The 22,489-nt window shown below is 59.1% G+C and carries 25 protein-coding genes and 1 pseudogene; 14 read left to right on the top strand and 12 right to left on the bottom strand.

Going from position 1 to position 22,489, the window contains the following annotated elements; translation table 11 throughout:
- The first annotated feature begins 5 nt into the window (after window positions 1-5).
- From AC3I65_RS09260 to AC3I65_RS09240, 5 genes are all read left to right on the top strand, one after another.
- A complete protein-coding gene (locus tag AC3I65_RS09260; RefSeq protein ID WP_370695189.1) occupies window positions 6-860 on the top strand; it encodes a methyl-accepting chemotaxis protein in 855 nt (284 codons plus the stop codon).
- Between the two features lie 391 nt (window positions 861-1,251).
- Window positions 1,252-1,923 carry a class I SAM-dependent methyltransferase gene (locus tag AC3I65_RS09255; protein ID WP_488523655.1) on the top strand — a complete coding sequence of 224 codons (672 nt, stop codon included), beginning with the start codon at window positions 1,252-1,254 and terminating at the stop codon, window positions 1,921-1,923.
- Window positions 1,924-2,053: 130 nt separating this feature from the next.
- Window positions 2,054-2,317, top strand: coding sequence for a hypothetical protein (locus tag AC3I65_RS09250; protein ID WP_047229356.1), 264 nt, complete (start codon window positions 2,054-2,056; stop codon window positions 2,315-2,317).
- A gap of 80 nt (window positions 2,318-2,397) precedes the next feature.
- Window positions 2,398-2,484 carry a small membrane protein YohP gene (locus AC3I65_RS09245; RefSeq protein ID WP_442793071.1) on the top strand — a complete coding sequence of 29 codons (87 nt, stop codon included), beginning with the start codon at window positions 2,398-2,400 and terminating at the stop codon, window positions 2,482-2,484.
- Window positions 2,485-2,694: 210 nt separating this feature from the next.
- The gene (locus AC3I65_RS09240; protein ID WP_488523654.1) at window positions 2,695-4,272 is read left to right on the top strand and encodes a lactate dehydrogenase; all 1,578 of its coding nucleotides are present in this window, start codon (window positions 2,695-2,697) and stop codon (window positions 4,270-4,272) included.
- Here the strand turns inward: AC3I65_RS09240 and AC3I65_RS09235 are convergent.
- From AC3I65_RS09235 to urtA, 9 genes are all read right to left on the bottom strand, one after another.
- On the bottom strand, window positions 4,217-5,323 hold the full coding sequence (locus tag AC3I65_RS09235) for an AAA family ATPase (protein WP_488523653.1): 1,107 nt from the start codon (window positions 5,321-5,323) through the stop codon (window positions 4,217-4,219). The genes AC3I65_RS09240 and AC3I65_RS09235 overlap by 56 nt on opposite strands.
- Before the next feature lie 3 nt (window positions 5,324-5,326).
- Window positions 5,327-6,370 (bottom strand): aliphatic amidase, encoded by a 1,044-nt coding sequence (locus AC3I65_RS09230; protein WP_047229353.1) that lies wholly within the window; start codon window positions 6,368-6,370, stop codon window positions 5,327-5,329.
- A gap of 14 nt (window positions 6,371-6,384) precedes the next feature.
- Window positions 6,385-6,732, bottom strand: coding sequence for an FmdB family zinc ribbon protein (locus tag AC3I65_RS09225; protein WP_488523652.1), 348 nt, complete (start codon window positions 6,730-6,732; stop codon window positions 6,385-6,387).
- Between the two features lie 36 nt (window positions 6,733-6,768).
- Window positions 6,769-7,998 (bottom strand): formamidase, encoded by a 1,230-nt coding sequence (gene fmdA, locus AC3I65_RS09220; protein ID WP_047229351.1) that lies wholly within the window; start codon window positions 7,996-7,998, stop codon window positions 6,769-6,771.
- A 155-nt stretch (window positions 7,999-8,153) separates the two neighbouring features.
- Window positions 8,154-8,843, bottom strand: coding sequence for an urea ABC transporter ATP-binding subunit UrtE (gene urtE, locus AC3I65_RS09215; protein ID WP_139050668.1), 690 nt, complete (start codon window positions 8,841-8,843; stop codon window positions 8,154-8,156).
- A gap of 10 nt (window positions 8,844-8,853) precedes the next feature.
- Window positions 8,854-9,612: an urea ABC transporter ATP-binding protein UrtD gene (gene urtD / locus AC3I65_RS09210; RefSeq protein WP_139050669.1), complete on the bottom strand. Its 759-nt coding sequence runs from the start codon at window positions 9,610-9,612 to the stop codon at window positions 8,854-8,856.
- Window positions 9,609-10,796 (bottom strand): urea ABC transporter permease subunit UrtC, encoded by a 1,188-nt coding sequence (gene urtC / locus AC3I65_RS09205; RefSeq protein WP_419417725.1) that lies wholly within the window; start codon window positions 10,794-10,796, stop codon window positions 9,609-9,611. The genes urtD and urtC overlap by 4 nt, the downstream gene beginning before the upstream one ends.
- A 10-nt stretch (window positions 10,797-10,806) precedes the next feature.
- The gene (gene urtB / locus AC3I65_RS09200) at window positions 10,807-11,724 is read right to left on the bottom strand and encodes an urea ABC transporter permease subunit UrtB (RefSeq protein ID WP_047229347.1); all 918 of its coding nucleotides are present in this window, start codon (window positions 11,722-11,724) and stop codon (window positions 10,807-10,809) included.
- 111 nt (window positions 11,725-11,835) lie between these two features.
- Window positions 11,836-13,080, bottom strand: a complete 1,245-nt coding sequence (urtA, locus tag AC3I65_RS09195) for an urea ABC transporter substrate-binding protein (RefSeq protein ID WP_047229346.1) — start codon at window positions 13,078-13,080, stop codon at window positions 11,836-11,838.
- A gap of 320 nt (window positions 13,081-13,400) precedes the next feature.
- Between urtA and AC3I65_RS09190 the strand changes: the two genes are divergently transcribed.
- From AC3I65_RS09190 to AC3I65_RS09155, 8 genes and pseudogenes are all read left to right on the top strand, one after another.
- Complete coding sequence (locus AC3I65_RS09190) at window positions 13,401-16,793, top strand: ATP-binding protein (protein ID WP_488523651.1); 3,393 nt, start codon at window positions 13,401-13,403, stop codon at window positions 16,791-16,793.
- Window positions 16,768-17,460, top strand: coding sequence for a response regulator (locus tag AC3I65_RS09185; RefSeq protein WP_047229344.1), 693 nt, complete (start codon window positions 16,768-16,770; stop codon window positions 17,458-17,460). The genes AC3I65_RS09190 and AC3I65_RS09185 overlap by 26 nt, the downstream gene beginning before the upstream one ends.
- Window positions 17,461-17,764: 304 nt before the next feature.
- A complete protein-coding gene (locus tag AC3I65_RS09180) occupies window positions 17,765-17,923 on the top strand; it encodes a recombinase RecT (RefSeq protein WP_488523650.1) in 159 nt (52 codons plus the stop codon).
- A gap of 12 nt (window positions 17,924-17,935) precedes the next feature.
- A complete protein-coding gene (locus AC3I65_RS09175) occupies window positions 17,936-18,202 on the top strand; it encodes a hypothetical protein (protein ID WP_322834744.1) in 267 nt (88 codons plus the stop codon).
- Window positions 18,199-18,867, top strand: a complete 669-nt coding sequence (locus AC3I65_RS09170; protein WP_488523649.1) for a lambda exonuclease family protein — start codon at window positions 18,199-18,201, stop codon at window positions 18,865-18,867. The genes AC3I65_RS09175 and AC3I65_RS09170 overlap by 4 nt, the downstream gene beginning before the upstream one ends.
- A 2-nt stretch (window positions 18,868-18,869) precedes the next feature.
- On the top strand, window positions 18,870-19,112 hold the full coding sequence (locus tag AC3I65_RS09165; RefSeq protein ID WP_322834746.1) for a hypothetical protein: 243 nt from the start codon (window positions 18,870-18,872) through the stop codon (window positions 19,110-19,112).
- Window positions 19,109-19,573, top strand: a pseudogene (locus AC3I65_RS09160) (hypothetical protein). The gene AC3I65_RS09165 and the pseudogene AC3I65_RS09160 overlap by 4 nt, the downstream one beginning before the upstream one ends.
- 75 nt (window positions 19,574-19,648) lie before the next feature.
- A complete protein-coding gene (locus AC3I65_RS09155; protein WP_488523648.1) occupies window positions 19,649-19,960 on the top strand; it encodes a hypothetical protein in 312 nt (103 codons plus the stop codon).
- Window positions 19,961-20,192: 232 nt separating this feature from the next.
- On the opposite strand, the gene AC3I65_RS09150 is transcribed toward AC3I65_RS09155, so the two are convergent.
- The 3 genes from AC3I65_RS09150 to AC3I65_RS09140 form a co-directional block, all read right to left on the bottom strand.
- A complete protein-coding gene (locus AC3I65_RS09150; RefSeq protein WP_322834748.1) occupies window positions 20,193-20,462 on the bottom strand; it encodes a hypothetical protein in 270 nt (89 codons plus the stop codon).
- A 93-nt stretch (window positions 20,463-20,555) separates the two neighbouring features.
- Entirely contained in the window at window positions 20,556-21,086 is a 531-nt protein-coding gene (locus AC3I65_RS09145; RefSeq protein WP_322834749.1) for a hypothetical protein, read from the bottom strand.
- 107 nt (window positions 21,087-21,193) lie between these two features.
- Window positions 21,194-21,409 (bottom strand): hypothetical protein, encoded by a 216-nt coding sequence (locus AC3I65_RS09140; protein ID WP_322834750.1) that lies wholly within the window; start codon window positions 21,407-21,409, stop codon window positions 21,194-21,196.
- Between the two features lie 101 nt (window positions 21,410-21,510).
- On the opposite strand from AC3I65_RS09140, the gene AC3I65_RS09135 reads away from it, so the two are divergent.
- Window positions 21,511-22,488, top strand: coding sequence for a phosphoadenosine phosphosulfate reductase domain-containing protein (locus tag AC3I65_RS09135; protein ID WP_488523647.1), 978 nt, complete (start codon window positions 21,511-21,513; stop codon window positions 22,486-22,488).
- Window position 22,489: the final 1 nt, after the last annotated feature.

Genomic DNA, 22,489 nt, shown 5'->3' with positions numbered 1-22,489 from the left:
TGGGCATGATCGCCCAACTGGTGCAGCGCATCGGCAGCGCCTCCTCCGACCTGCAAAGCGCCGCCGCCGATACCAGCGAAGTGGCGCAAAACATGAACGAAGCCGCCGGACGTCAACGCCAGGCCGTTGAACTGGTAAGCACCGCGTTCAACGAAATGGTCGCCACCGCCAATGAGGTCGCCCGCTCTTGCAGCCAGGCGGCCTCCAGCGCGGACGAAGGTTATCGCGACGTGCACGACGGCCAGCATCACATCGGCGAAGCCACGGGCAGTGTGCTGAAATTGAGCGAGGATCTGCAAAAGTCGACCCAGACCATGCAGGCGCTGGAGCAGGACAGCAAGAACATCAACACCATCCTCGACACCATTCGCTCGATTGCCGAACAGACCAACCTGCTGGCCCTCAACGCCGCCATCGAGGCCGCGCGGGCCGGCGATCAAGGTCGTGGGTTCGCCGTGGTGGCCGATGAAGTCCGCGCCCTGGCCCGGCGTACCGCCGACTCCACCGGCGAGATCGACAGCCTGCTGGGCAACCTCGCGCGCCGGACCCAGGAAGTCACCCTGCAGATGCAAGGCAGTCTGCAGGGCTCCAAAACCAGCGTTGAACGCATCCAGCAGGCCCGCGACAGCTTCGACAAGATCCGTATCTCGGTGGACTCGATTCGCGACCAGAACACCCAGATCGCCACGGCGGCCGAGGAACAGCACCAGGTGGCCGAGGACATCAACCGGCACATCTCGCAAATCCATACCGATGCACAACTGGTGGAAGAATATGCCCACTCGGCGCAGACGGGCTCGGGGCGCTTGACGGATATTTCCGGGCAGCTCAAAGGATTGGTGGGGCGGTTCAAGTTCTAGTTGTAGAGCCTGAGACAGCCCCCCCCCAAATGTGGGAGCGAGCCTGATCGCGATGGCGGTGGGTCAGCTTGCATTGATGTTAAATGTGCTGACGCTATCGCGAGCAGGTTCGCTCCCACACTTGCTGTGTCACCGAGTCATTGCGGCCCTGTTGTCACCGATGCGGTTTGCCCGCCAAACATAGCCCAGGCGCTTGGCCAGCGGCATGACCCGAACAGCAGGATGCCCGACTCCTTCAGGGCCTCGTAGGCCGCTTCCAGCCGCCCCTCCGGTGAACCCCGCCAGCCTGCGTCCTGAGCCTTGCCACGTGCCTGACCGGTATCTCTGGCAGGCAAAGCCTCCATTAGCATTTGTCCTATCCTTGCATTAATCACCCACCCGGAGAGTCGAAATGCCCACCTGCGAATCCGCCCTCCTCCAAAGCTGGCACCACAACGCCCAATCCTGGATCGAAGCCATCCGCACCGGCCCCCTCGAAAGCCGTCTCAAGGTCACCAACCAGGCCATCATACTGGCGGTGCCAGGCCGCCAACCCGAGCGTGTGCTCGACCTGGGTTGCGGTGAGGGTTGGTTGTTGCGTGCCCTGACTGAACGAGGTATCGAGGCGGTCGGTGTGGATGGCGATGCGACGCTGGTTGAGTCCGCGCGGGCCGCCGGTTCTTCGCGGGTATATTTGGCCAGCTACGAAGAGCTGGCGCAGGCCAAGGTGGACATCGGCAGCGACTACAACGTGATCTGCGCCAACTTCGCTCTGCTGCATCAAGACATCGTCCCTTTACTCGCAGCCATGAACGCCCTGCTCGCCCCTGGCGGTACTCTGGTGATCCAGACGCTGCACCCGTGGGTCATGGCAGCGGACGACTACCAGGATGGTTGGCGGGAAGAGACTTTCACCGGCTTCAAGGGACAGTGGCAACCCATGCCGTGGTACTTGCGAACCTTATCCAGTTGGCTCAACGCACTGGACATGGCCGGCTTTCGGCTCGCCGGCCTACAGGAGCCACAGCACCCGCAAAGTGCGATGCCGCAGTCGCTACTGTTAGTAGCCGAGCGGCGAGACTAAGGGCGTTTGCTACGGGGCAGACTTTCAACGCACGCCGATCATCAATAAACCTCAACAACACAAAAAAACTGCCGATACCCAAGGTAAGACCCCAGTGACTGGGTTTCAGGATTGAACGGCGGACCAGGTAATGACAGAGATTTATCTGCTGATAGCACACGGCACGGATCAGGGCGAAGCGTACGTCCTGGGTTGGTTCGATGACAGGACCAAAGCCAGGGAAGTGGCCGAGCAGAAAGAATGGGAAGCCTACCGGGCGAGCCTGAAGGCGGAGCATCCATGGTCAACCCACAAGCCCCTGGCGCCGGACCAGACCGACTATCGGCGCTACTGGATCAAGACCGTTTCGAAGTTTGATCAGGTGCCTGTTCCGAGGTCTTGGGCGGTTCATTGATCACCGTGGGTGAAATTCAACGAAACGAGCGTTGTCGAGGGTGGTCTAGAAAATTAAGCCCATCCGATGAGAGCATCATTATGTTGAAATTTCTTGGCGGCACCGTAGGTATCATTTTCATAATCGGCCTGATCGTGGTCATCGCCCTGTTCAAGCTGGTCTTCTGACGGCGACAGTGTCGACCACAGGCCTGGGAACGCCGTTTCTCAAGGCGTGAAAAAAGCCCAATCTTTGCAGATTGGGCTGAACCGCTCCGGGAATTCGCTAACGGGCAAATGCATAATAGCTCTTTGCCATTTATTTCACCCACCCCGCTTTCAATCGGGTGGTGTATTCACTACATTGAGTGCAACTCTGCTCTGTTGACACGGACTGTCATGACTACCCTATCCTCGATCACTTCCGCCATTCCCCTCCAGACTCGCTCCGCTGTCGCGGCATCGCCTGCAACAGCGATAGACAGTGCTGATGTCTTCCCGGCTCGACCGTCGGCAATCGTCAGCCTGGGCAGCCCGGTGGTCGATGTTGAATCACAGACCTATTCCCGCCTCGGGCAACTGCCTGGCCAGGAGAATGTTCGTGTTTGGGAAAAGGAAGGTCAGGACGCTATCACCAACATCATGGGGACCAACCCCAGATCGCTGTCGATAGCCAACCGTTTTCACCGCCTGGGTGCGGTCTTGGTGGAGCAGTTCGCCAAGAATGGTTCGAGCATTTCCCAGTCAGTGCTCCATACCACCACGGACAGGGCTTACGACGTCGCCGGGATAAAATCCGAACAGACGCTACTGCACAATAAAGCCGACAACCTGATCAGTCTCAGCATCAAGACCGCCAGCGGCAAGACGGTCACCTTCAGCCTGACAAGCCAGGACGATGGTCTTGGCGTCCAGGCGACGGTGAATGGTGGCCCGCTGAGCGAGGAGGAACTCAAGGCGATTGGCGCTCTGAGCAGTGCCTTTCAGGCGGCTGTCGACGGGTTGACCGCCGAGCCACCCAAGCTCGACCTGAGCAAGCTGACGCAGTTTGACTCCAGCGTATTGGCATCCATTGACCTGAACGCCAAGCTTAAGGGCGTGGACGGTGAAGATCTGACCCTCGCCTTTAGCGCCGACAACCAACGCCGCACCACGCAAATGAGCGGTCCGGAGGGCAAACTGAACCTGAGCGTTGACCTGAAGAACAGCACAATCCTGGGCGATGCCAAGCAACAGGCCAACGCACTGAACAGCTACCTTGCCCAGTTTGACCGAGTGCAGGAGCGTGGCAACGCCAAGGCGGCCCTGATGGAGATGTTCAAGGATGCGTTCAGCGCCATGAACAGCCACTACCCAGAGGGCATTACCCTACCTGACCGATTGACCCGTAATGCGGCGGACAAAGGCCTATTGACCGGACTGGCAGACTTCGAGGCGTCCATCACTCAGACTAACAAGGCGTCCAACCCGATGCACCTGTCTGAACTCGATAGTTTTGCCTATACCCTCTCGCAAAAGACTGTCGTCGCGGGCTCCATCATGCGTGACCGCAAGATCGATCAAACCCAGCAATCGAGTCTATCGGCCAGCTTTCACAAAAGCCTGAAGGGCGGGAAAGCACCTGCGCTGGGCAAAGATTACGAATCGCAGAACTATCTCTACGTACAAGTGAATGACAAGGCCAGCAGCTCGGCCAGCCTCGCCTACAAGGATGGCCGACTGACCAAAGCCTCCGTCACGCAACACGCCAGCCAGGACACACGGACACAGAAGTACGTCACGGGCAAACTGATTGAAGAGACCGTGGTGCCGAAGGAAGCTTCAGCCAGCCGCAGTCACTTGGTATTGCTGGAGTACGCCGCCAAGGAGAGCAAGAAATCCAAGGATGCGCAGGAGCAATCCTTACTCAAGGAAGCGCTCGCTACCCTCCACAGTTCGGTGATGTTGCAGGAAAATCCTTTGGCGTTGATGCGTTGAACACAGTGCTTTGCGCTGGAACAACCGTGAGCCGGTTTGATTCGACCGTCGCAGTCATCTGCATTGCCTGCGGATGAGCCAGCATACACTCAGCGATCGCAGGCTCCAGCTCAACCCGCACTCGCCTTGTCAGAGCCCGAGCACCAAAGCGTGGGTCATGCTTTCGGCACAGCCAGTCGCTTGCCGCAACGTCCAGGACCAGCGTACGACGATGCTGACCGAGACGTTGGTTGAGTTTGTTCAGTTCGATCTGCAACAACGCTTCCAGCCATTGGGTTTCGATGCGCTGGAAAACCAGAATGCGATCAATACGGTTTAGAAATTCCGGTTCGAACCACGCGTGCAGCGCTTGTTCCAACATGGCCTGCTCACCTTGGGGGGCGATGCCGAGCCAGCGCCGCCAACCGCGTGAAAAACGTTCCCTGTAGGTGGTCGCTTGCTGGGCTCCAATGTTGCTGGTCATGAAGATCAGGCTATTGTGAAAATCCAGCGTTCGGCTACCGCCCGCCAAGGTCAGTTGGCCGTTCTCAAGAATGCCCAACAAGCTGCGCACCACTTCCTTGCTGGCCTTTTCCAGTTCATCGAACAGCACGATGCCTGGGCGACTGTAGGTACCTTGAATCAATTCGCTATTGAACAGACTGACGCCCTCTTTACTCCCCACATAACCAGGTGGCGCTCCGGTGAGCGCCGCCGAGTAATGCTCCTGGGCCAGGGTGTGCATGTCGATGCGACAAAAAGCATCGGAGCGACCGTGTATGGCCTGTGCCAGCAGACGGACGATTTCGGTCTTGCCGACACCGGTTGGCCCCATGAACAGGTTCACCGTCAACGGCCTCTCACGTTCACCAATATCGACCTTAACCACGTTTAGCAACGCCTCGACCGCGCTCATGGCTTGTTCTTGGCCGACAATTCGACTGCGCAACAACGCCATGACCTGAGCGGGATTGAAGACGAAGCGTGAGGTCAACAAATCTGCTGCCGGTGATGCGTTGGTCAGGCTAGGCTGTGGGTGGTTTGGGTCGATGCGATCATTCACGAAAGGCATGGTTTAGCCTGCGTGTTTTTCTTTACCGTCGTGGGGAATCTCTCCCACCGGGCAATGAGCCACGCCGACGGTGCGACGGGTAAGTTTTTCGACGTTTTCCTGAGCTTTCTGCGCATCCAGTACCCAGGTGCGGTAAAAGTCGAACGGGCAGTCAGCCACTCCCTTGTCGCCGTCCCCGGAGTTATAGACCCCGGTGTAACCGCGATGCAGCAGCTTGAACAAATGATTCTGTGATTGGTCGTTCGCTCGCGCATCGCGGATTTGCGAAACGGATAATTGTGCGTACTGAATGCCCATTTCCTCTTCACCGCATTCGCCCAGAGTGCGACCGTCGAAGCCAATGATCGCCGAGTGACCAAAGTAGGAGTAAACCCCATCGAAGCCGGCGGCATTGGCCACTGCCACATAACAATTATTGGCCCAGGCCATGCTTTTGGACATCATCACCTGCTGCTCTTTGGCCGGGTACATATAGCCCTGGCAGCGGACGATCAACTCCGCCCCTTTCATTGCACAGTCGCGCCAGATCTCCGGGTAGTTACCGTCATCACAAATGATCAAGCTGATCTGCAAGCCCTTCGGCCCCTCGCAGACATAGGTCCGATCACCCGGATACCAGCCTTCTATGGGGCACCAGGGAATGCACTTGCGATACTTCTGGACGATTTCGCCCTGGTTATTGATCAACACCAACGTGTTGTACGGGGCTTTGTGAGGGTGTTCCTCATGCCGCTCACCGGTCAGGGAAAACACCCCCCACGTGTCTGCCGCACGGCACGCGGCGGAAAAGATCGCAGTCTCTTCGCCTGGAATGCTGGCAGCAGTCGCCATCATCTCATCGTGGTCGTACATGATGCCCATGGTGCTGTATTCAGGAAACACCACCAGGTCCATGCCGGGGAGACCGCTTTTCATACCAGTGATGATGTCGGCAATCTTGCGGGCGTTTTCAATGACCTCGGCTTTTGTATGCAGCCGCGGCATTTTGTAATTGACGACCGCGACACCCACGGTATCCGGGCTGCTGGAAATATCACCATGACGCATGAAATTTACCTCTGTTAATGGCTGATCATCCAAGGTCTGGAGCCGGTTTTACTCTTGAGCCCCTGTGGATTGGCTTTGGTCGGGGCCAGCGGTTTGCTCGGTGCGCAACAACTGCACCCACTGGGGTGACGACGGTTCTGCTGGTACTCACCAAGGGTCTGCGGCGAGTGGGCACTTCGCTCGTTGGTCGCCATGGCCTGGCGTTGACTGCTCGACAACGTCGTCAGCGCCGGCGCAGACAACAGCAACGGCCCTCCTGGGCCCGCGCAAAACGGGCACTGGCACGGCTCGTGCCGTTGGGCTATAGGCCGCAACATTGTGAAACAGCCACAGGTTTGGCATTCGTACTCATAGGTCGGCATGGCGCTCTCCGGACATTGATCGGGCTCGGGCGTGTCTCACAGGTCCGGGGCGATCGGCAGATCGATACTGCCGTCGAGGTGTTTGATGGGGCCGTTGGCGTTGGGGTTGATGTCGAACTCGAAGATTTCGGTGGGTAACCAGAGGGTCGCGCAGGCGTTGGGGATGTCGACCACGCCGCTGATATGCCCTTGCACCGGCGCAGAGCCCAACAGTGCATAGCCCTGGGCGGGCGAATAACCAAACTTGGTCAAGTAGTTGATCGCATTCAGGCAGGCCTGGCGGTACGCGATATTGACGTCCAGGTAGTGCTGCTTGCCGGCTTCATCCACCGAGATACCTTCAAAGATCAGGTAGTTCTGGTAGGTCGGGATAATCGGGCTGGGTTTGAACACCGGGTTCTTGATTGCGTACTTGGCCATGCCGCCCTTGATCAGCTCGACTTTCATATGCACCCAGCCGGCCATCTCGATTGCGCCGCAAAAAGTGATCTCGCCGTCGCCCTGACTGAAGTGCAGGTCTCCCACCGACAACCCGGCGCCGTTGACGTAGACCGGGAAGAAAATCTTCGAGCCCCGGGACAGGTCCTTGATATCGCAGTTACCACCATGTTCACGCGGTGGCACGGTGCGTGCGCCGGTGGCCGCGGCATCATCCCGGGCCTGGCCTTTGAGCTTGCCCATGTGCGCGGTGGCGGCCAGCGGGGCGTTGGCCAAGGGCGGCACGCGGGTCGGGTTGGTATCGATCAGCTCCTGCTCACGGCGGTTCCAGTCGGCGAGCATTACCGGGTCGGGCAGGCAACCGATCAATCCGGGGTGGATCAGGCCGGCAAAGTTGACCCCGGGAATGTGCCGCGAGCTGGTGAACATGCCTTTGAAATCCCAGATGGCTTTCTGTGCGCTGGGAAAGTGATCCGTGAGGAATCCACCGCCGTTCTGCCGCGAGAAGAAACCGTTGAAGCCCCACATGGATTCGGCCTTGGCACCGATGTCCAACAGGTCGACCACCAGCAGATCCCCCGGCTCGGCGCCATGCACGCCCACTGGACCGGACAGGTAGTGCACGGTGGACAGGTCGACGTCACGCACATCCGAGGCGTCGTCGTTGTTCTTGATCGCGCCGGCGGTCCAGTCGTAAGTCTCAAGAATAAAGTCATCCCCTGGCTTGACCCAGCAAGCCATGGGAATGTCCGGATGCCAGCGGTTATGGATCTGTTCGTTCTCGGTGGCGGGCTGGTTGAGGTCGACTTTGATCAAGGTATCGGTCATGGCGAAGCTCCTGAACATTGGGGATGTACCGCGTTGGAACCAGTCTCGAATGGCGGCCCGAATCGGCCAATACGTTGGATGACGTACCCCTGCAGGAGCTGGCTTGCCAGCTGCAACAAAGGGGGCCGATAAACCATCGCGCCGCCCGGCCGCACCTACACAGAGAGGTAGCGACTGATGGTGGCTTCGTCGACCTTGTCCCGGGTCTCTTCAATCACGAAGCGGCCCTTCTCGATCACCAGGAAGCGGTCGGCGATTTCCAGGGTGAATGACAGCACCTGCTCGGAGACCACAATGGTCAGGTCGCGCAGGTTGCGGATCTCTTTCAAAGTGCGGGCGATGTCCTTGATGATCGACGGCTGGATGCCTTCGGTAGGTTCATCGAGCAACAACACCTTGGGATTGGTCGCCAGCGCCCGGGCAATGGCCAGTTGCTGCTGTTGCCCGCCCGAGAGATTGCCGCCCTTGCGCGAGCGCATGTCGTGAAGCACCGGAAACAACGCATATAGATCTTCGGGGACCTGACCGCGGGCCGATGCCGGCAGGCCGGTCTGAATATTTTCCAACACCGTCATGCTGGGGAAAATCATCCTCCCCTGGGGCACATAGGCGATGCCGAGTTCCACCCGCTCGTGGGTTTCCAGGTTCGAGACCTCCTGGCCATCGACGCTGACCTGCCCCCGCCACTGCGGAAGGATGCCCATCAAACTCTTGAACAGCGTGGTCTTGCCCATACCGTTGCGTCCCATCACGGCGACGATTTCGCGTTTGGCCACGGCCAGGTCAAGGTCGTGGAGGATCTGGCTCTGGCCGTAACCACAGGACAGCTTGTCTACGTTGAACATGCCTGCTTCCTCAATGGCCTAAATAGACTTCGATGACTTTCGGGTTGTTCTGCACCGACTCCATGCTGCCCTCGGCCAGGACCTTGCCCTGGTGCAGCACCGTGACCTTATGGGCGATGCTCTTGACGAACTCCATGTCGTGTTCGATCACCAGCACCGAGCGTCCCTGGCTGATGCGCTTGAGCAGTTCTGCGGTCTGGACGCGTTCGTTGACGCTCATCCCGGCGACGGGTTCATCGAGCATCAACAGGTCAGGGTTCTGCATCAGCAGCATGCCGATCTCCAGCCACTGCTTCTGACCGTGGGACAGCAGATCGGCCTGTTGCTGCAACAGCTCACCGAGAAAGATCTCCCGCGCCACCTCTTCAACCCGGGCAATCACTGCGGCACTGCGTTTGAAGAACAACGCGCCCAACACCTTGCGCCCCGCCGGGTAGGACATCTCCAGGTTCTCGAACACCGTGAGGTTTTCGTAGATCGACGGGTTCTGGAATTTGCGCCCGACACCGGCACGGACAATGTTGTACTCGCGCATCTTGGTCAGCTCCTGACCATCGAACTGAATGCTGCCGCTGGTGGCGCGGGTCTTGCCGCAGATCAGGTCGAGCACCGTGGTCTTGCCTGCGCCGTTGGGCCCGATTACCACCCGCACTTCATTGCGGTCGATGTACAGGTTGAGGTTGTCCACGGCCTTGAAACCGTCGAATGACACCGTCAGCCCCTCGATAACCAGCACCGGCTTGTTCATTTGAAAACCCACGGCGGTCATGGCTGCGTCTCCAGCGAAGGACGTTCAGGAGCCGAGGCTGGCGGCGCGGTGCGCGGCGCCTCTGGCAGGGGTTCGGCAACGGCTGCTTGCTGCGAGGGACGCCGCAATAGACGGCCAAGGGTCTGGCGGCCATGGCTGTCCCAGAGTCCGGCCAAGCCATTGGGGAAGTACATGACCACGGCAATGAACAGCCCGCCCATCAGGTACAGCCATAATTCGGGGAACGACTCGGAGAAATAGGTCTTGCCGTAGTTCACCAGTAAGGCCCCATACACCGCGCCGAGCAGCGACATGCGCCCGCCGACAGCGGCAAAGATCACCATCTCGATGGACGGCACGATGCCGACGAACGAAGGCGACATGAAGCCCACCTGCAAGGCGAACATGGCGCCGCCAATGGCCGAGAAGGCGGCGGCGATGCAGAACACGAAAATCTTGAAACTGGCTACGTCATAACCAGAGAAACGCACCCGTTCCTCTCTATCGCGCATCGCCATCAGCAGCCGCCCGAGCTTCGACGCGAGGACGAAACGGCCGATGAAAATGCAGCCGAACAACAAGGCCGCGTTGATGAAGTACAGCAGCAGCTTGGCGCTGTCGCTGCGCAGGTCCCAGCCGAGCAGAGTCTTGAGATCGGTGATGCCGTTGACCCCGCCGGTCAGGCCCTGCTGGCCGACGATCAGCACCGTGAGAATCAGCGCGATGGCCTGGCTGACGATAGAGAAATAAACATCCCCCACCCGCCGCTTGAACAGCGCCATGCCAATGATGAAGGCCAGCCCCACCGGCACCAGGATCACCGCTAGCAGAGTGAAGCTGAAACTGTGGAACGGCACCCAGAGCCACGGCAGTTCGGTGATCTGGTTCCAGTCCATGAAATCCGGAATGCCCGGCGTCGACTGGATTTTGGTGCTCTGCGGGTCGGAGGCTTCGAGCTTGAGAAACATCGCCATGCAGTAGCCGCCGACGCCGAAGAACACCCCTTGCCCGAGGCTGAGAATGCCGCCATAGCCCCAACACAACACCAGGCCGACAGCGACGAAGGCATAGGTCAGGTACTTGCCCACCATGTTCAGGCGAAAGGCATCCAGGGTCAGCGGGAAGACCACGAAGATCAGCAGCGCCAACAGGGCCACGCCCAACAGGTTCTGCTTGCCCGCCAGCATCTTGTCTAAAAGCTTCATTGGCTCGCCTCTACTTGCGCACTTTGATGGAGAACAACCCTTGAGGGCGCAACATCAGGATCAGAATCACCCCGGACAGGGTCAGCACCTTGGCCATCGAACCACTGAGGAAAAACTCCGAAATCGATTGGGTCTGGGCAATGACGAACGCCGACGCAATGGTGCCGAACAGGCTTTGTGCGCCGCCGAAGACCACCACCAGGAAGGTGTCGACGATGTACTGCGAGCCCGCGGTGGGACCGGTGGAGCCGATGGTGGTAAAGGCCGCGCCGGCCACCCCCGCGACACCACAACCGAGGGCAAAGGTCATTCGGTCGACCTTGCGCGTATTGATGCCCACGGCACGGCTCATCAGTCGGTTTTGCACCGTGGCCCGCACTTGCAGGCCCCAGCGTGAGCGGTAGAGCAAGAGAAAAATGGCCCCGGTGAGCAGCAGGGTCAGGGCCATCATGAACAGACCGTTGCGCGGGATCTCGATGGACTCAGTGAAGTTGAACGAACCCATCAGCCACTCCGGCGGCGTCGCGCTGACTTCACGGGCGCCGAACACCGAACGGAAGGTCTGCTGCATCACCAGGGACAGCCCCCAGGTCGCCAGCAATGTGTCCAGTGGACGCTTGTAGAGCCGACTGATCATCGCCCACTCCACCAGCCAGCCGATGGCCCCGGCCATCAGGAACGACAGGGCGATGGCGATGAAAAAATAATAGGGTTGAAACCACGGGGCGAAATGACTGGTCAGGCTCGAGCAGACATAGGTGGTGTAGGCGCCGATCGTGAGGAACTCGCCGTGGGCCATGTTGATGACCCCCATCTGGCCGAAAATGATCGCCAACCCCAATGCCATCAACAGCAGCACGCAGAACACGGACAAGCCGTTGAACCCCTGCATCGCCGCGATGGCACCAAATTCCGATAGCCATTCCATGATGATGGACTCCTGCTTGGAGGGAGGATGTGGAGAAACGATGGAGCTCCATCGCCGGCAAGCCAGCTCCTACAAAGTGTTGGAGTCGGCTTGCCGCGATAGGCCCAGACCTTACTGATAGCCTTTAGGAAACGGATTCGGTTCGATCAGATCGGACTCGTACACCACTTTGAACTGGCCATCGGGTTGCACTTCACCGATGCGGGTCTTGCTCCACAGGTGATGGTTTTCATGCACTTTGACGTAGCCTTCAGGCGCGGTTTTCAACTCGATGCCCGGTGAGGCTGCAACCACTTTGTCGATATCGAAGCTGCCGGCTTTTTCCACCGCAGCCTTCCACAACCATGGGCCCAGATACGCGGCCTGGGTCACGTCGCCGATCACCGAATCCTTGCCGTACTTGGCCTTGAAAGCGTCGACGAAGGCTTTGTTGTTGGGGTTGTCCAGGCTCTGGAAGTACTTCATCGAGGCGTAGAAGCCGGCCATGTTTTCGCCGCCGATGCCCAGCAATTCATCCTCGGTCACCGACAGGGTGAGCAAGGTCTGCTTGGCCGAATTGACGCCCGCCGCATTGAGTTGTTTGTAGAAGGCCACGTTGGAGCCACCCACCACGGCGGCGAACACAACGTCGGGCTTCTTCAGCTTGACTTTGTTGATCAGCGAGCCGAACTGGGTGTTGCCCAGCGGGTAGTAGTCTTCGCCGACCACGGTGCCGTGCAGCACGTTCTCAATGTGTTTGCGCGCAATCTTCATCGAGGTGCGTGGCCAGATATAGTCCGACCCCACCAGGTAGAAGGTTTTGGCGCCTTTGGTCTTGGCGATCCAGTCGAGGCTGGCAAGGATTTGCTGGGTGGCTTCCTGGCCGGTGTAGATCACGTTCTTCGACTGCTCCAGCCCCTCGTAGAAAGTCGGGTAGTAGAGCAGGCCGTTTTCTTTCTCGAAAATCGGCAGCACAGCCTTGCGCGAGGCCGAGGTCCAGCAACCGAACACCGTAGCCACCTTGTCGTTGACCAAAAGCTTCTTGGCCTTTTCGGCGAAGGTCGGCCAGTCGGAGGCGCCGTCTTCCTGGATCACCTTGATCTGCCGACCGAGGATGCCGCCTGAAGCGTTGATCTGCTCGATGGCCAGGCGTTCGGCCTGGATCGAGCCGGTCTCGGAAATCGCCATGGTGCCGGTGGCCGAGTGCAACTGGCCGACCGTGACTTCAGTGGCGGTCACCGCCAGGCCGGTGCTGTTGGCCTCGTCCGCCCATACACCCTGGCTGAACACACTGGCAGCCAATAACGACAGGGCCGCCGCCCCCAGCGCCAGGCGGCGCGGCAACAGGCCTTTAGTGCGGATCAATCGTGGTTCCATGCTGCTACTCCTCTGCGGTGACGCTGACAGCTCGCCGTGGGGCGGCCGGCAACGGTGGTGGCATCAGCATGGCGGCGCGGATCGGTGACGGGTATACGCAGCCTGACGTAAGCGCATACGTCATTTGACGTAGGGAAAAATGCACCAAGGCGGCGCAGGCTATCGCTCCAGGCCCCGCCTGAACGGCACTGCACGGACGCGCGCGCAGGCAACAGCTGGCGCGGCAAGACGGCGTGGTGCAGGGCATGAAAATTGCTCGGCTATCCGCCACGGGCACACCCGCCAGGCACGGAGCGCCTTGACCCCAGGAGTCTTTTGCCGTGCTTCCACCGGGCACCCAGCGCATCGCCAAGATCCGTCGCGACTACAACAGTTGGGTCGCCGACGAAACCATGGAAGACTACGCCCTGCGTTACACACCAAAGTCCTTTCGCAAGTGGTCGGAGCTGCGCATCGCCAACACCGCCCTGGGCGCGGTGTCGTTCCTGGCTCTGGAGGCGATTGGCGGGGTACTGGCCCTGAGCTACGGCTTCACCAACACCTTCTGGGCGATCCTCGCCGTGAGCCTGATCATCTTCCTCACCGGCCTGCCCGTCAGCTACTACGCCGCCCGCTACGGCGTCGATATGGACCTGTTGACCCGCGGTGCCGGCTTCGGCTACATCGGCTCGACCATTACCTCGCTGATCTACGCCAGCTTCACCTTTCTGTTCTTCGCCCTGGAAGCAGCGATCATGGCCCTGGCCTTGGAGCTGTACTTCCATATCCCATTGGCCTTTGCCTATGTGATCTGCTCCGTGCTGGTGATCCCCCTGGTGGCCTATGGGGTGACCCTGATCAGCCGCCTGCAACTCTGGACCCAGCCACTGTGGCTGGTGCTGCTGGTGCTGCCCTATCTGTTTGTGCTGCTGAAAAACCCCGAGGCCTTCAGCGACTGGACCAGTTTCCAGGGCCGTGATGCCAGCGGCGACTTCAATCTGCTGGCGTTTTGCGCAGCCTGTACAGTAGCCCTATCCCTGGTGACGCAGATCGGCGAACAGGTCGACTACCTGCGCTTCCTGCCGGAAAAAACCGCGGCCAACCGCAAGCGCTGGTGGGCCGCCCTGCTCTGCGCCGGCCCCGGCTGGATCCTGCCCGGCGCCCTGAAAATGTTCGCTGGCGCCTTCCTGGCGTTTCTCGCTCTGCAACACGAGATCCCCATCGAGCGCGCTACGGAACCTACCCAGATGTACCTGGTGGCCTTCGGTTATGTGTTCGCCTCGCCGGAATGGGCCCTGGCGGCCATGGTGCTGTTCGTCTTCGTCTCGCAGATGAAGATCAACCTGACCAACGCCTACGCCGGCTCCCTGGCTTGGTCGAACTTTTTCGCCCGGGTCACCCACAGTCACCCCGGCCGCGTAGTTTGGCTGGTGTTCAATGTGGCCATTGCCCTGATGCTGATGGAGTTGGGGGTATTCGACGTCATCGACCAGGTGCTCGGTCTCTACGCCAACATCGCCATCGCCTGGATCGGCTCGGTGGTCGCCGACCTGGTGATCAACAAACCCTTGGGGTTGTCACCGAAGTACATCGAGTTCAAGCGCGCTCACCTCTACGACATCAACCCGGTGGGCGTCGGCTCCATGCTGATCGCCTCGCTGCTGTCGGTCCTCGCCCACTTCGGTCTATTTGGTGCACTGGCCCAGGCCGCTCCGCCCTTCGTCGCCCTCGGCACCTCGCTGGTCATGACCCCGCTGCTGGCCTGGGCCACCCGTAGCCGCTATTACATCGCCCGCACCAGCGATCCGTTACTGCTGCAACCGGTAGCTGCGAGCACGCAGATCACCTGCGGCCTGTGCAGCAACCCATTCGAAACCGCCGACATGGCTTTCTGTCCGGCCTACAGCACGCCCATCTGCTCGCTTTGCTGTTCGCTGGACGCGCGTTGCGGCGATCGCTGCAAACCCCACGGGCGTCTGTCGGCGCAATTCGAAGCGCTGTTGCATTGGTTGTTGCCCAATGCCACTGTGCCACGCCTGCACACCCGGCTAGTCCATTACCTGGGCCTGCTGCTCGCGCTGATCCTGATGCTCAGCGGCGCTCTGGCGCTGATCTATGGCCAGGCCTCCCAGGGGCTGCCTCACTCGCCGCAAGCCCAGGCGACGCTGTACCAGGCATTTTTCCAGGCCTTCCTGACGCTCTCGGTACTGGCGGCCATCCTCGCCTGGTGGGTGGTTCTGACGCGGGAAAGCCGCCGCGTGGCCCAGGAAGAATCGGACCGCCAGACCCTGCTGTTGATGCAGGAAATCGAAGCCCACCGCTTGACCGACCAGGCCCTGCAAGATGCCAAGGAGGCTTCCGAGGCGGCCAACGCGGCCAAGAGTCGCTACGTCACCGGACTGTCCCACGAACTGCGTACGCCGTTGAACAGCATCCTCGGTTTTACCCAGATCCTGCAGCGCGATGCGGCCATGCCGGAGCAGCATCAGGATGCCCTGGCGACCATCCTGCGCAGCGGCTCTCACCTGCTGTCGCTGATCGACGGCCTGCTCGATGTGGCCAAGATCGAGGCCGGCAAATTGCGCCTGGAACCGACGGAAATCCCCTTCCCGGAACTGATCCACGATCTGGAGCTGATGTTCACCCCACAAGCCCGGGACAAAGGGTTGCGCTTTCGCCTGGAGCTGATCGGCAAGATACCGGCGGTAGTGCGGGGCGACGAAAAGCGCGTCCGGCAGATCCTCATTAACCTGTTGGGCAATGCGGTCAACTTCACCGACAGCGGCGAGGTCTGCCTGCGGGTCAGTTACATGCGCGAGACGGCAACCTTCGACATCATCGACACGGGTATCGGCATCGACCCCGAGCACATCGAGCGAATCTTCCAGCCTTTCGAGCGCGGTGATCTGATGCGCCAGGACAAGGGCGTTGGCCTGGGCCTGACCATTACCCGCATGCTCACCTCGCTGATGGGCGGCGAGTTGCAGGTCAAGAGTCAGCAGGACAAGGGCACCTGTTTCCAGGTGCGCCTGTTTCTCTCGCAAGTACGGGTGCCGCAAGCGGTAATCCATGTCGAACACGACATCATCGGCTACCAGGGGCCGCGGCGTCTGGTGCTGGTAGTGGACGACCATGTGGACCATCGCAAGGTCCTCAGCGGCATGCTTACGCCCCTGGGCTTTGAAGTGATCCAGGCCAGCAACGGCCAGGAAGCAATTCGCCAGGTCGCCCTGCGGGGGCCGGACCTGATCCTCATGGACCTGTCGATGCCGACGATGGATGGCTGGGAAACCAGCCGGCTGATCCGCCGCAATGCGTTGTCCACAGCACCGATCATCGTGATATCGGCCAATGCCTTTAACGACGAGCGCGAGCGCAGCCTGGCCAGTGCCTGCAACGACTACCTTGCCAAGCCGGTACACACCCCGGAGCTGCTCGAACGGATCCAGCAGCAACTCGACCTGCACTGGCTGCGCCGCGAAAAACCAGCCCCTGCGACATTCCCCGAACCGGGGGTATTGCCCTCACAGCCTGACCTCATCGCCCTCGGCGAACTCAGCGCCATTGGCTACGTACGCGGTCTGCACGAAAAACTTGACGCCATCCAGGCCGAGACGCCAGCCACCGCCCCTTTCATCAGTTCGCTACGCAAGCTGCTGAAAAACTTTCGCCTGGACGAAATCAACCGCGCCCTCAAGGAGGCAGAAGATGAATGTATTGACCACAGTCGCTGAACCCGGTGTCGTGCTGATTGTGGACGACACCCCGGACAACCTCGCCATGCTCTCCGACGCCCTCAACGATGCCGGCTACATGGTCCTGGTGGCCCTCGACGGGCTCAGCGCCCTGAACCGCATCGAACGCCGGCGTCCGGACCTGATCCTGCTGGATGCGATGATGCCGGGCCTGGACGGTTTCGAGACCTGCCGGCGGATCAAGGAGCAACCGGCCAACGCCGATATTCCGGTGCTGTTCATGACCGCGCTGACGGAAAGCAGGCATGTGGTCCAGGGCTTTGAAGTCGGTGGCAGCGACTACGTGACCAAGCCGATCCAGACCGACGAAGTGCTGGCACGGGTCGCCGCACACCTGCGCACCTCGCGCATCCTGCTGTCGGCCCGAGCGGCGTCACAGCCAGCCGCGCCGAGCCTGGACGACGAGCCGGCGCAGAGGGTGCTGTCGGCACGCTTTCAGCTCACCGGTCGGGAAGTCGAGGTTCTGCGCTGGGTGGCCTGCGGCAAGACCAACCGCGACATCGGCACCATTCTTGATCTGAGCCCACGCACCGTGAACAAACATCTGGAGCATGTGTATGTGAAGTTAGGTGTAGAAACGCGCACAGCAGCGACCTCCGTGGCCTTGTCGGCCATGACCGATTCTCGCAACAGTGTTTCAAGGTAAGCCGCGATAACCAGACGTATTGTTGGATCTATTCCCGGCTGCATCCGGCAATGGTCACAGTAGCGCCGCAGGGCTTCAGCATCGAAGCCCTTGTCAGCAAAAAAACAGCAACAGCGCCGAGCTCGGGCATCTGATCGAGGCTGCGAATACGGTATCCGCAGCCGAAGAAGTACCGCACCCCAAACTGGAACATAAACGACGAGAAAGGGCTTGGGGTCCGCGTTTGGGCTACGTTCGTGGCTGAGGACTCTCCCCGCGAACTGACCACCTTGATGACTCAAGCGCGAACACGGAACTCGACGCTATGGGCGGACGATCCAAGCAGCAGATCGCGTACCTGACCCTCAAAAAATGCGCCCGGCTGTATTGCCCTGACGTGATCTTGGGCGTGTACACACGCGACGAACTGGACGACGGCTATGCGCTTTCTGAAACAGACGTTACCCCGAGATCTACCAACTAAAAGCCAGCAGACGTGGGCGCCGCATCAGTTCCTCAGGGCGATACAGCCGACGCAACCACTGACCTATTCGAGCAGTTGAAAAAGATCGCTCAGGAACAGGGTATTGAGGGTTACGAAAAGGCCTGGAAGGCGCTGAAGCCTCAGCAGCGCGGCGCCATTGGCGTAACTCGTCACGGCGAACTGAAGACGATTGCACAGACCATTGATGCGGAGTTCACGACCGTCAACGAGAGCGCAGACGTTGATTCTGAAAGCGATCAGCAAGGAGGCACTCAATGAGCGCCGCCGTAGATCTTCAGCGCACGGAGCAGTGGCATCAGGACCGCAGCGGTCGCCTAACAGCAAGCAGGTTCAAGGATGTGATTGCTTGGGGTGATCGTGACAAGCATGGCAAACGCAAGCCGCTTGCAGCCCGCACCACCTACATGCGCGAGCTGGCCTTTGAGCGCCTGGCTAACAGGTCGAAGCATTCAGTCAGCAGCAAGTCGATGGCCTGGGGCACGGAAGTCGAGCAGTCGAGTCACGACTTTTACGAAATCCTGACCGGCAATACCGTCATCAAGTCCGGGTTTGTGGTTCACCCAAAATACGACTGGCTGGGCTGTTCGCCGGACGGTTTGATTGGCGATGACGGGGGCATTGAGTCGAAGTGCCCATTCAATGAGGCTGTCCACGTTCGCACCTGGCTCGAAGGAATGCCCGACGAACACAAGCCGCAGGTTCAGGGCTGCATGTTCGTCACAGGCCGGGAATGGTGGGATTTCCTGTCGTTCGATCCGCGCCAAGATGAAGACTGCCGCCTGTACATCGAAACCATTAAGCGCGATGACGAGTACATCGCGATGCTTCATCAAGAGCTGGTCCAGTTCAATCTGGAGCTTGGCAGGATGGTTGATGAAGTCGCAGACAAAGCAAGGGCGCAGGCCCATAGAATGGGAGCTTGAGCATGATTAGCAACCACCTCAACCTCGTCGAGCAGCACCGGCCAGATGCCGAGTCGATCGCAGAGCGAATCGCGCAGTACCTGGCCGCCGGCGGACAGATCGCCGAACTGCAAAGCCCGCCGCGTAACCCCATTCCGCCGCCCCGCTCAACGCGGATAGACCCTGAAACGGTCCTCAAGCGCAAACCGCGCAAGCTGACCCTGGCCGAGCGCCGCGCCCTACGCAAGATGGCGGACGCACTATGAAGTCGAAACGCAAACCCAACAACGGTTTCGCCCGGGCCGAGCGCAGTTGCCGGGCGTTGCTCAGGACTAATCACGTCGCAGTCGTGAACATCGACCCAAGCGGCTCCCAGATCATGGCGAACTGGAAGAGCTGTCGGCAAATCCGCAGTTTGGCGATCGCCAACGCCATTTTCGACTTCTCCTAGCACTGGACGATTTACATCGGCGCCATGTGTCGAGACGAGCGCGGCGCCGAGTACATCAAGTCGGTGGAGATATCGCCACAGGGCATTTACAAGGTCGAGCGCCTGACGGATGCCATCGAGCATTACTACCTGGAGCTGCGCGAAAGCCGCAACCCGAACCACCTGGTGGCGTCTGGCTGGATCGCCATCCCTGCGGAGGTATCGCTCGATGAGGCGCAGGCCGCGGAGCTGTTCCACGCCGCCGGTGCCTGGCATCAACTGAAGGTTGCAGCGTGAGACGTTTTCGCACCCAACAACGCAAACGACAGACCTGGCTGGACTTGCCGGCCAGCGGAATAACGGAGACCTGCCATGGCTGCAGCTCAGAAAGAACGGTCAGCAAAGACCGCGGCGAAGCGAAAGAGCCGCGGCGAAGAGGAAATCAGGCTGCATTGTATGGCTGGAACACGCCAGGCATTGGCTGAGCTGATGGCCTGGAGCGGCATCGAGGAACAGGGCGAGGCCATCACGCTGATGATTCATCATCTGCATGGACTTGGCCCGGGTGGATCTGCTCAGTTCCTTACCGCTCCGCGACACGAATACGAGATACCCGAAAACGTGTCGCGGAAATTGGAGTTGGCCTACAGACGCGAAGAACTGCGTATCAGTAAGGACGATTAAGCTTCTGGGTTCTTTTTTATCCAGAACAATGAATGGTCGGACTTGTATGTTCTGCTCCACGTCTCAGCACAGGAGTTGCACACAAGCGTCATTTCTATGTCGATTGCATCGCGCCCACCGGTAACTCGGAAGGTTCCAAGCCGATCTTCGTCATCATAGGAGCGGATCGATTGAGCACAGCACTCGTTTGGGAACATTACTTTCTCCGGGTACGTATGTGATGAAGTTGTGGCTATCGAATGTTTACGTCGATTTCTTGAATCAGCTCACCTTCTTCGAAGGGTTCAGCTTTGATAAAAACGACCTGAACATGCGGGTTCGACTTCTTGAATTTGTCTTCCAAGAAGCCTTGAGCCTCGCAAAATTCCAGAACCTGCAAATCATCGCCTCGCCTTTTGATTCTGTTGAAGGTCAGCCCGCCTTGAAACTCGAGAATGTCATCTGGATCAAGGTTCTGTAGCTGACGCTGCAAATCTCCAACAGTGAACGGGAAGTTGCTCATTTTCTCTCCTTGTGCCGGCCCATGCCGGTAAACCATAAAATATCATCCAAAACCAAATTGCCACCACCGGTCATAGAGTCGGGAGCCAGGCCGTCAGCTAAGCTTTATCTCTTTAACAAATTTAGATTCAATTACCGTTCCTAACACTGTTGTCAGCGTCAGGCAGTCCATTAAATCCTTGCGCGCTTTAACTACTTGATCATCAGCACTCGCTCGGTGCGCTTCAAAGTCGGCGCCGGCTAGACCCGTCTCCTCGTTTGCGATAAGTCGTGCATAATCGCGATTCATTTCGAGGCAGGTGTGTAAATTTTCTACTTGAAAGCAACTATCGTAGAACTCAAGCAGTTTCGCAGAAAGCGCCTCACTGACGTAGAGCGAGGATGACCGCAGAATCATCCCATACGGAGCTAACTCCTGCTGCTTCAAAAATAATCCGCGACCACTCAAGAGCCTTCGAACTTCGAAAAACGCCCGATGAAGTTCCTTCTGGTATTGATGAATGGCGATGCTATTAGCCCGCTTCGCCTGGGATACGGATCTCCACGAAAATACAGCAGCTGCTACAGATACAAAAAGCGCTAGACCTGCGATCACATTCGCCCATGTTGCTGCCTCCAAAGCCATCTCCTTGATCCATCTCCATGCCGGTCACCCGTGATACCCCAACCCAAACCAAATTGCCACCACCGGGCACGGAGGGTGGCGCCTGATCATCTACTGAGTCCGCCTACTCATGGCTTAAGCGTTAGGACAGTGGCGTGTGCCTCGCTGATCTCCTGGCAAGCCATCGTGACATATGGGTGTTCGACCTGGCGGTACGGGCTGTGCCCAATGATCAGCCCGTGCGCGTTACTCAATAATCCCTGAACGTCGCCCCCGGCCGCCTCCGCTGCTGCGATAACGGCAATAAGTGCCTGTTCCAGCGCGATTTCACGATCTGTCGCCATTGCTTCTCTCCTTGATCCGGCCTCATGCCGGGCCATCAACCAATAGCCCACAAACTCGAATCACGCCAACCGGCGAGGCCGGTGCGCACCTGGAAAACGCCATGACCATCGAGCACAACGTCATCAGCTACAGCGGCGGAAAGGACAGCACTGCCATGCTCCTGCTGGCAGTAGAGCAGGAGGTAGAGCACCTTCAGGCAGTCTTCGCAGACACCGGTAACGAGCACCCTTCAACATACGAGTACGTTCGCTATGTCGAGCAGTCTACCGGCGTGCCGATCCGCTGGATTCGCGCCGACTTCACGAAACAGATCGAAGGCCGTCGCCAGATGATGCGCAACGTGATCGCCGGAACGCACAAGAACCAGGGCCGGTATGAGTGGACGCCAGAGATTGCCGAACAGGCCCTTGGCTTGCTCTACACCACTGGGAATCCTTTCCTCGACATGTGTATGGTTCACGGCCGGTTTCCATCCACAAAGGTGGCGTTCTGTTCCAAAGAGCTCAAGCGAGACCAACTGACCAAACAAGTTCACCTTCCCCTGCTCGACGCAGGCGACGATGTCCGATCGTGGCAAGGGGTTAGAGCTGACGAAGGAGCGAAGCGGGCCCTGTTGTCCGCATCAGAGCACGTGCTGACGCGCAGCAGCGGAGCAGAACTTTGGAACTACCGCCCCATCCTTCCGTGGACGGCAGAAGATTGCTTCGAGATGCATCGAAAGCATGGGCTCAAATCGAACCCCCTGTATGAGCTGGGTATGCGTCGGGTCGGCTGTATGCCATGCATAAACGCCGGCAAGGACGAGCTTCTTGAAATAAGCAAACGCTTTCCTGAAGAGCTTGAGCGGCTTGCCAAGTGGGAGCAACTGATATCGAAGGTCAGCAAAACGAAGGTTGCGACCTTTTTCCCAGCTTCAGACCTTGGCGCGACATCAGCCGCAGACGCCGGGACACTATCCCACGGCATTCACGCCAGGGTCGAGTGGGCTACAACCTCTCGCGGGGGCCGTCAATATGACCTAATCCGGGTTGATCAAGAGGTTGAGCTTTGCAGCTCAATCTATGGATTGTGTGAGTGAC

The sequence above is a fragment of the Pseudomonas sp. N-1-13 genome, from assembly GCF_057787095.1.
The sequence above is the reverse complement of the archived record's forward strand: the minus strand, read 5'-3'. Positions and strand labels throughout refer to the sequence as shown.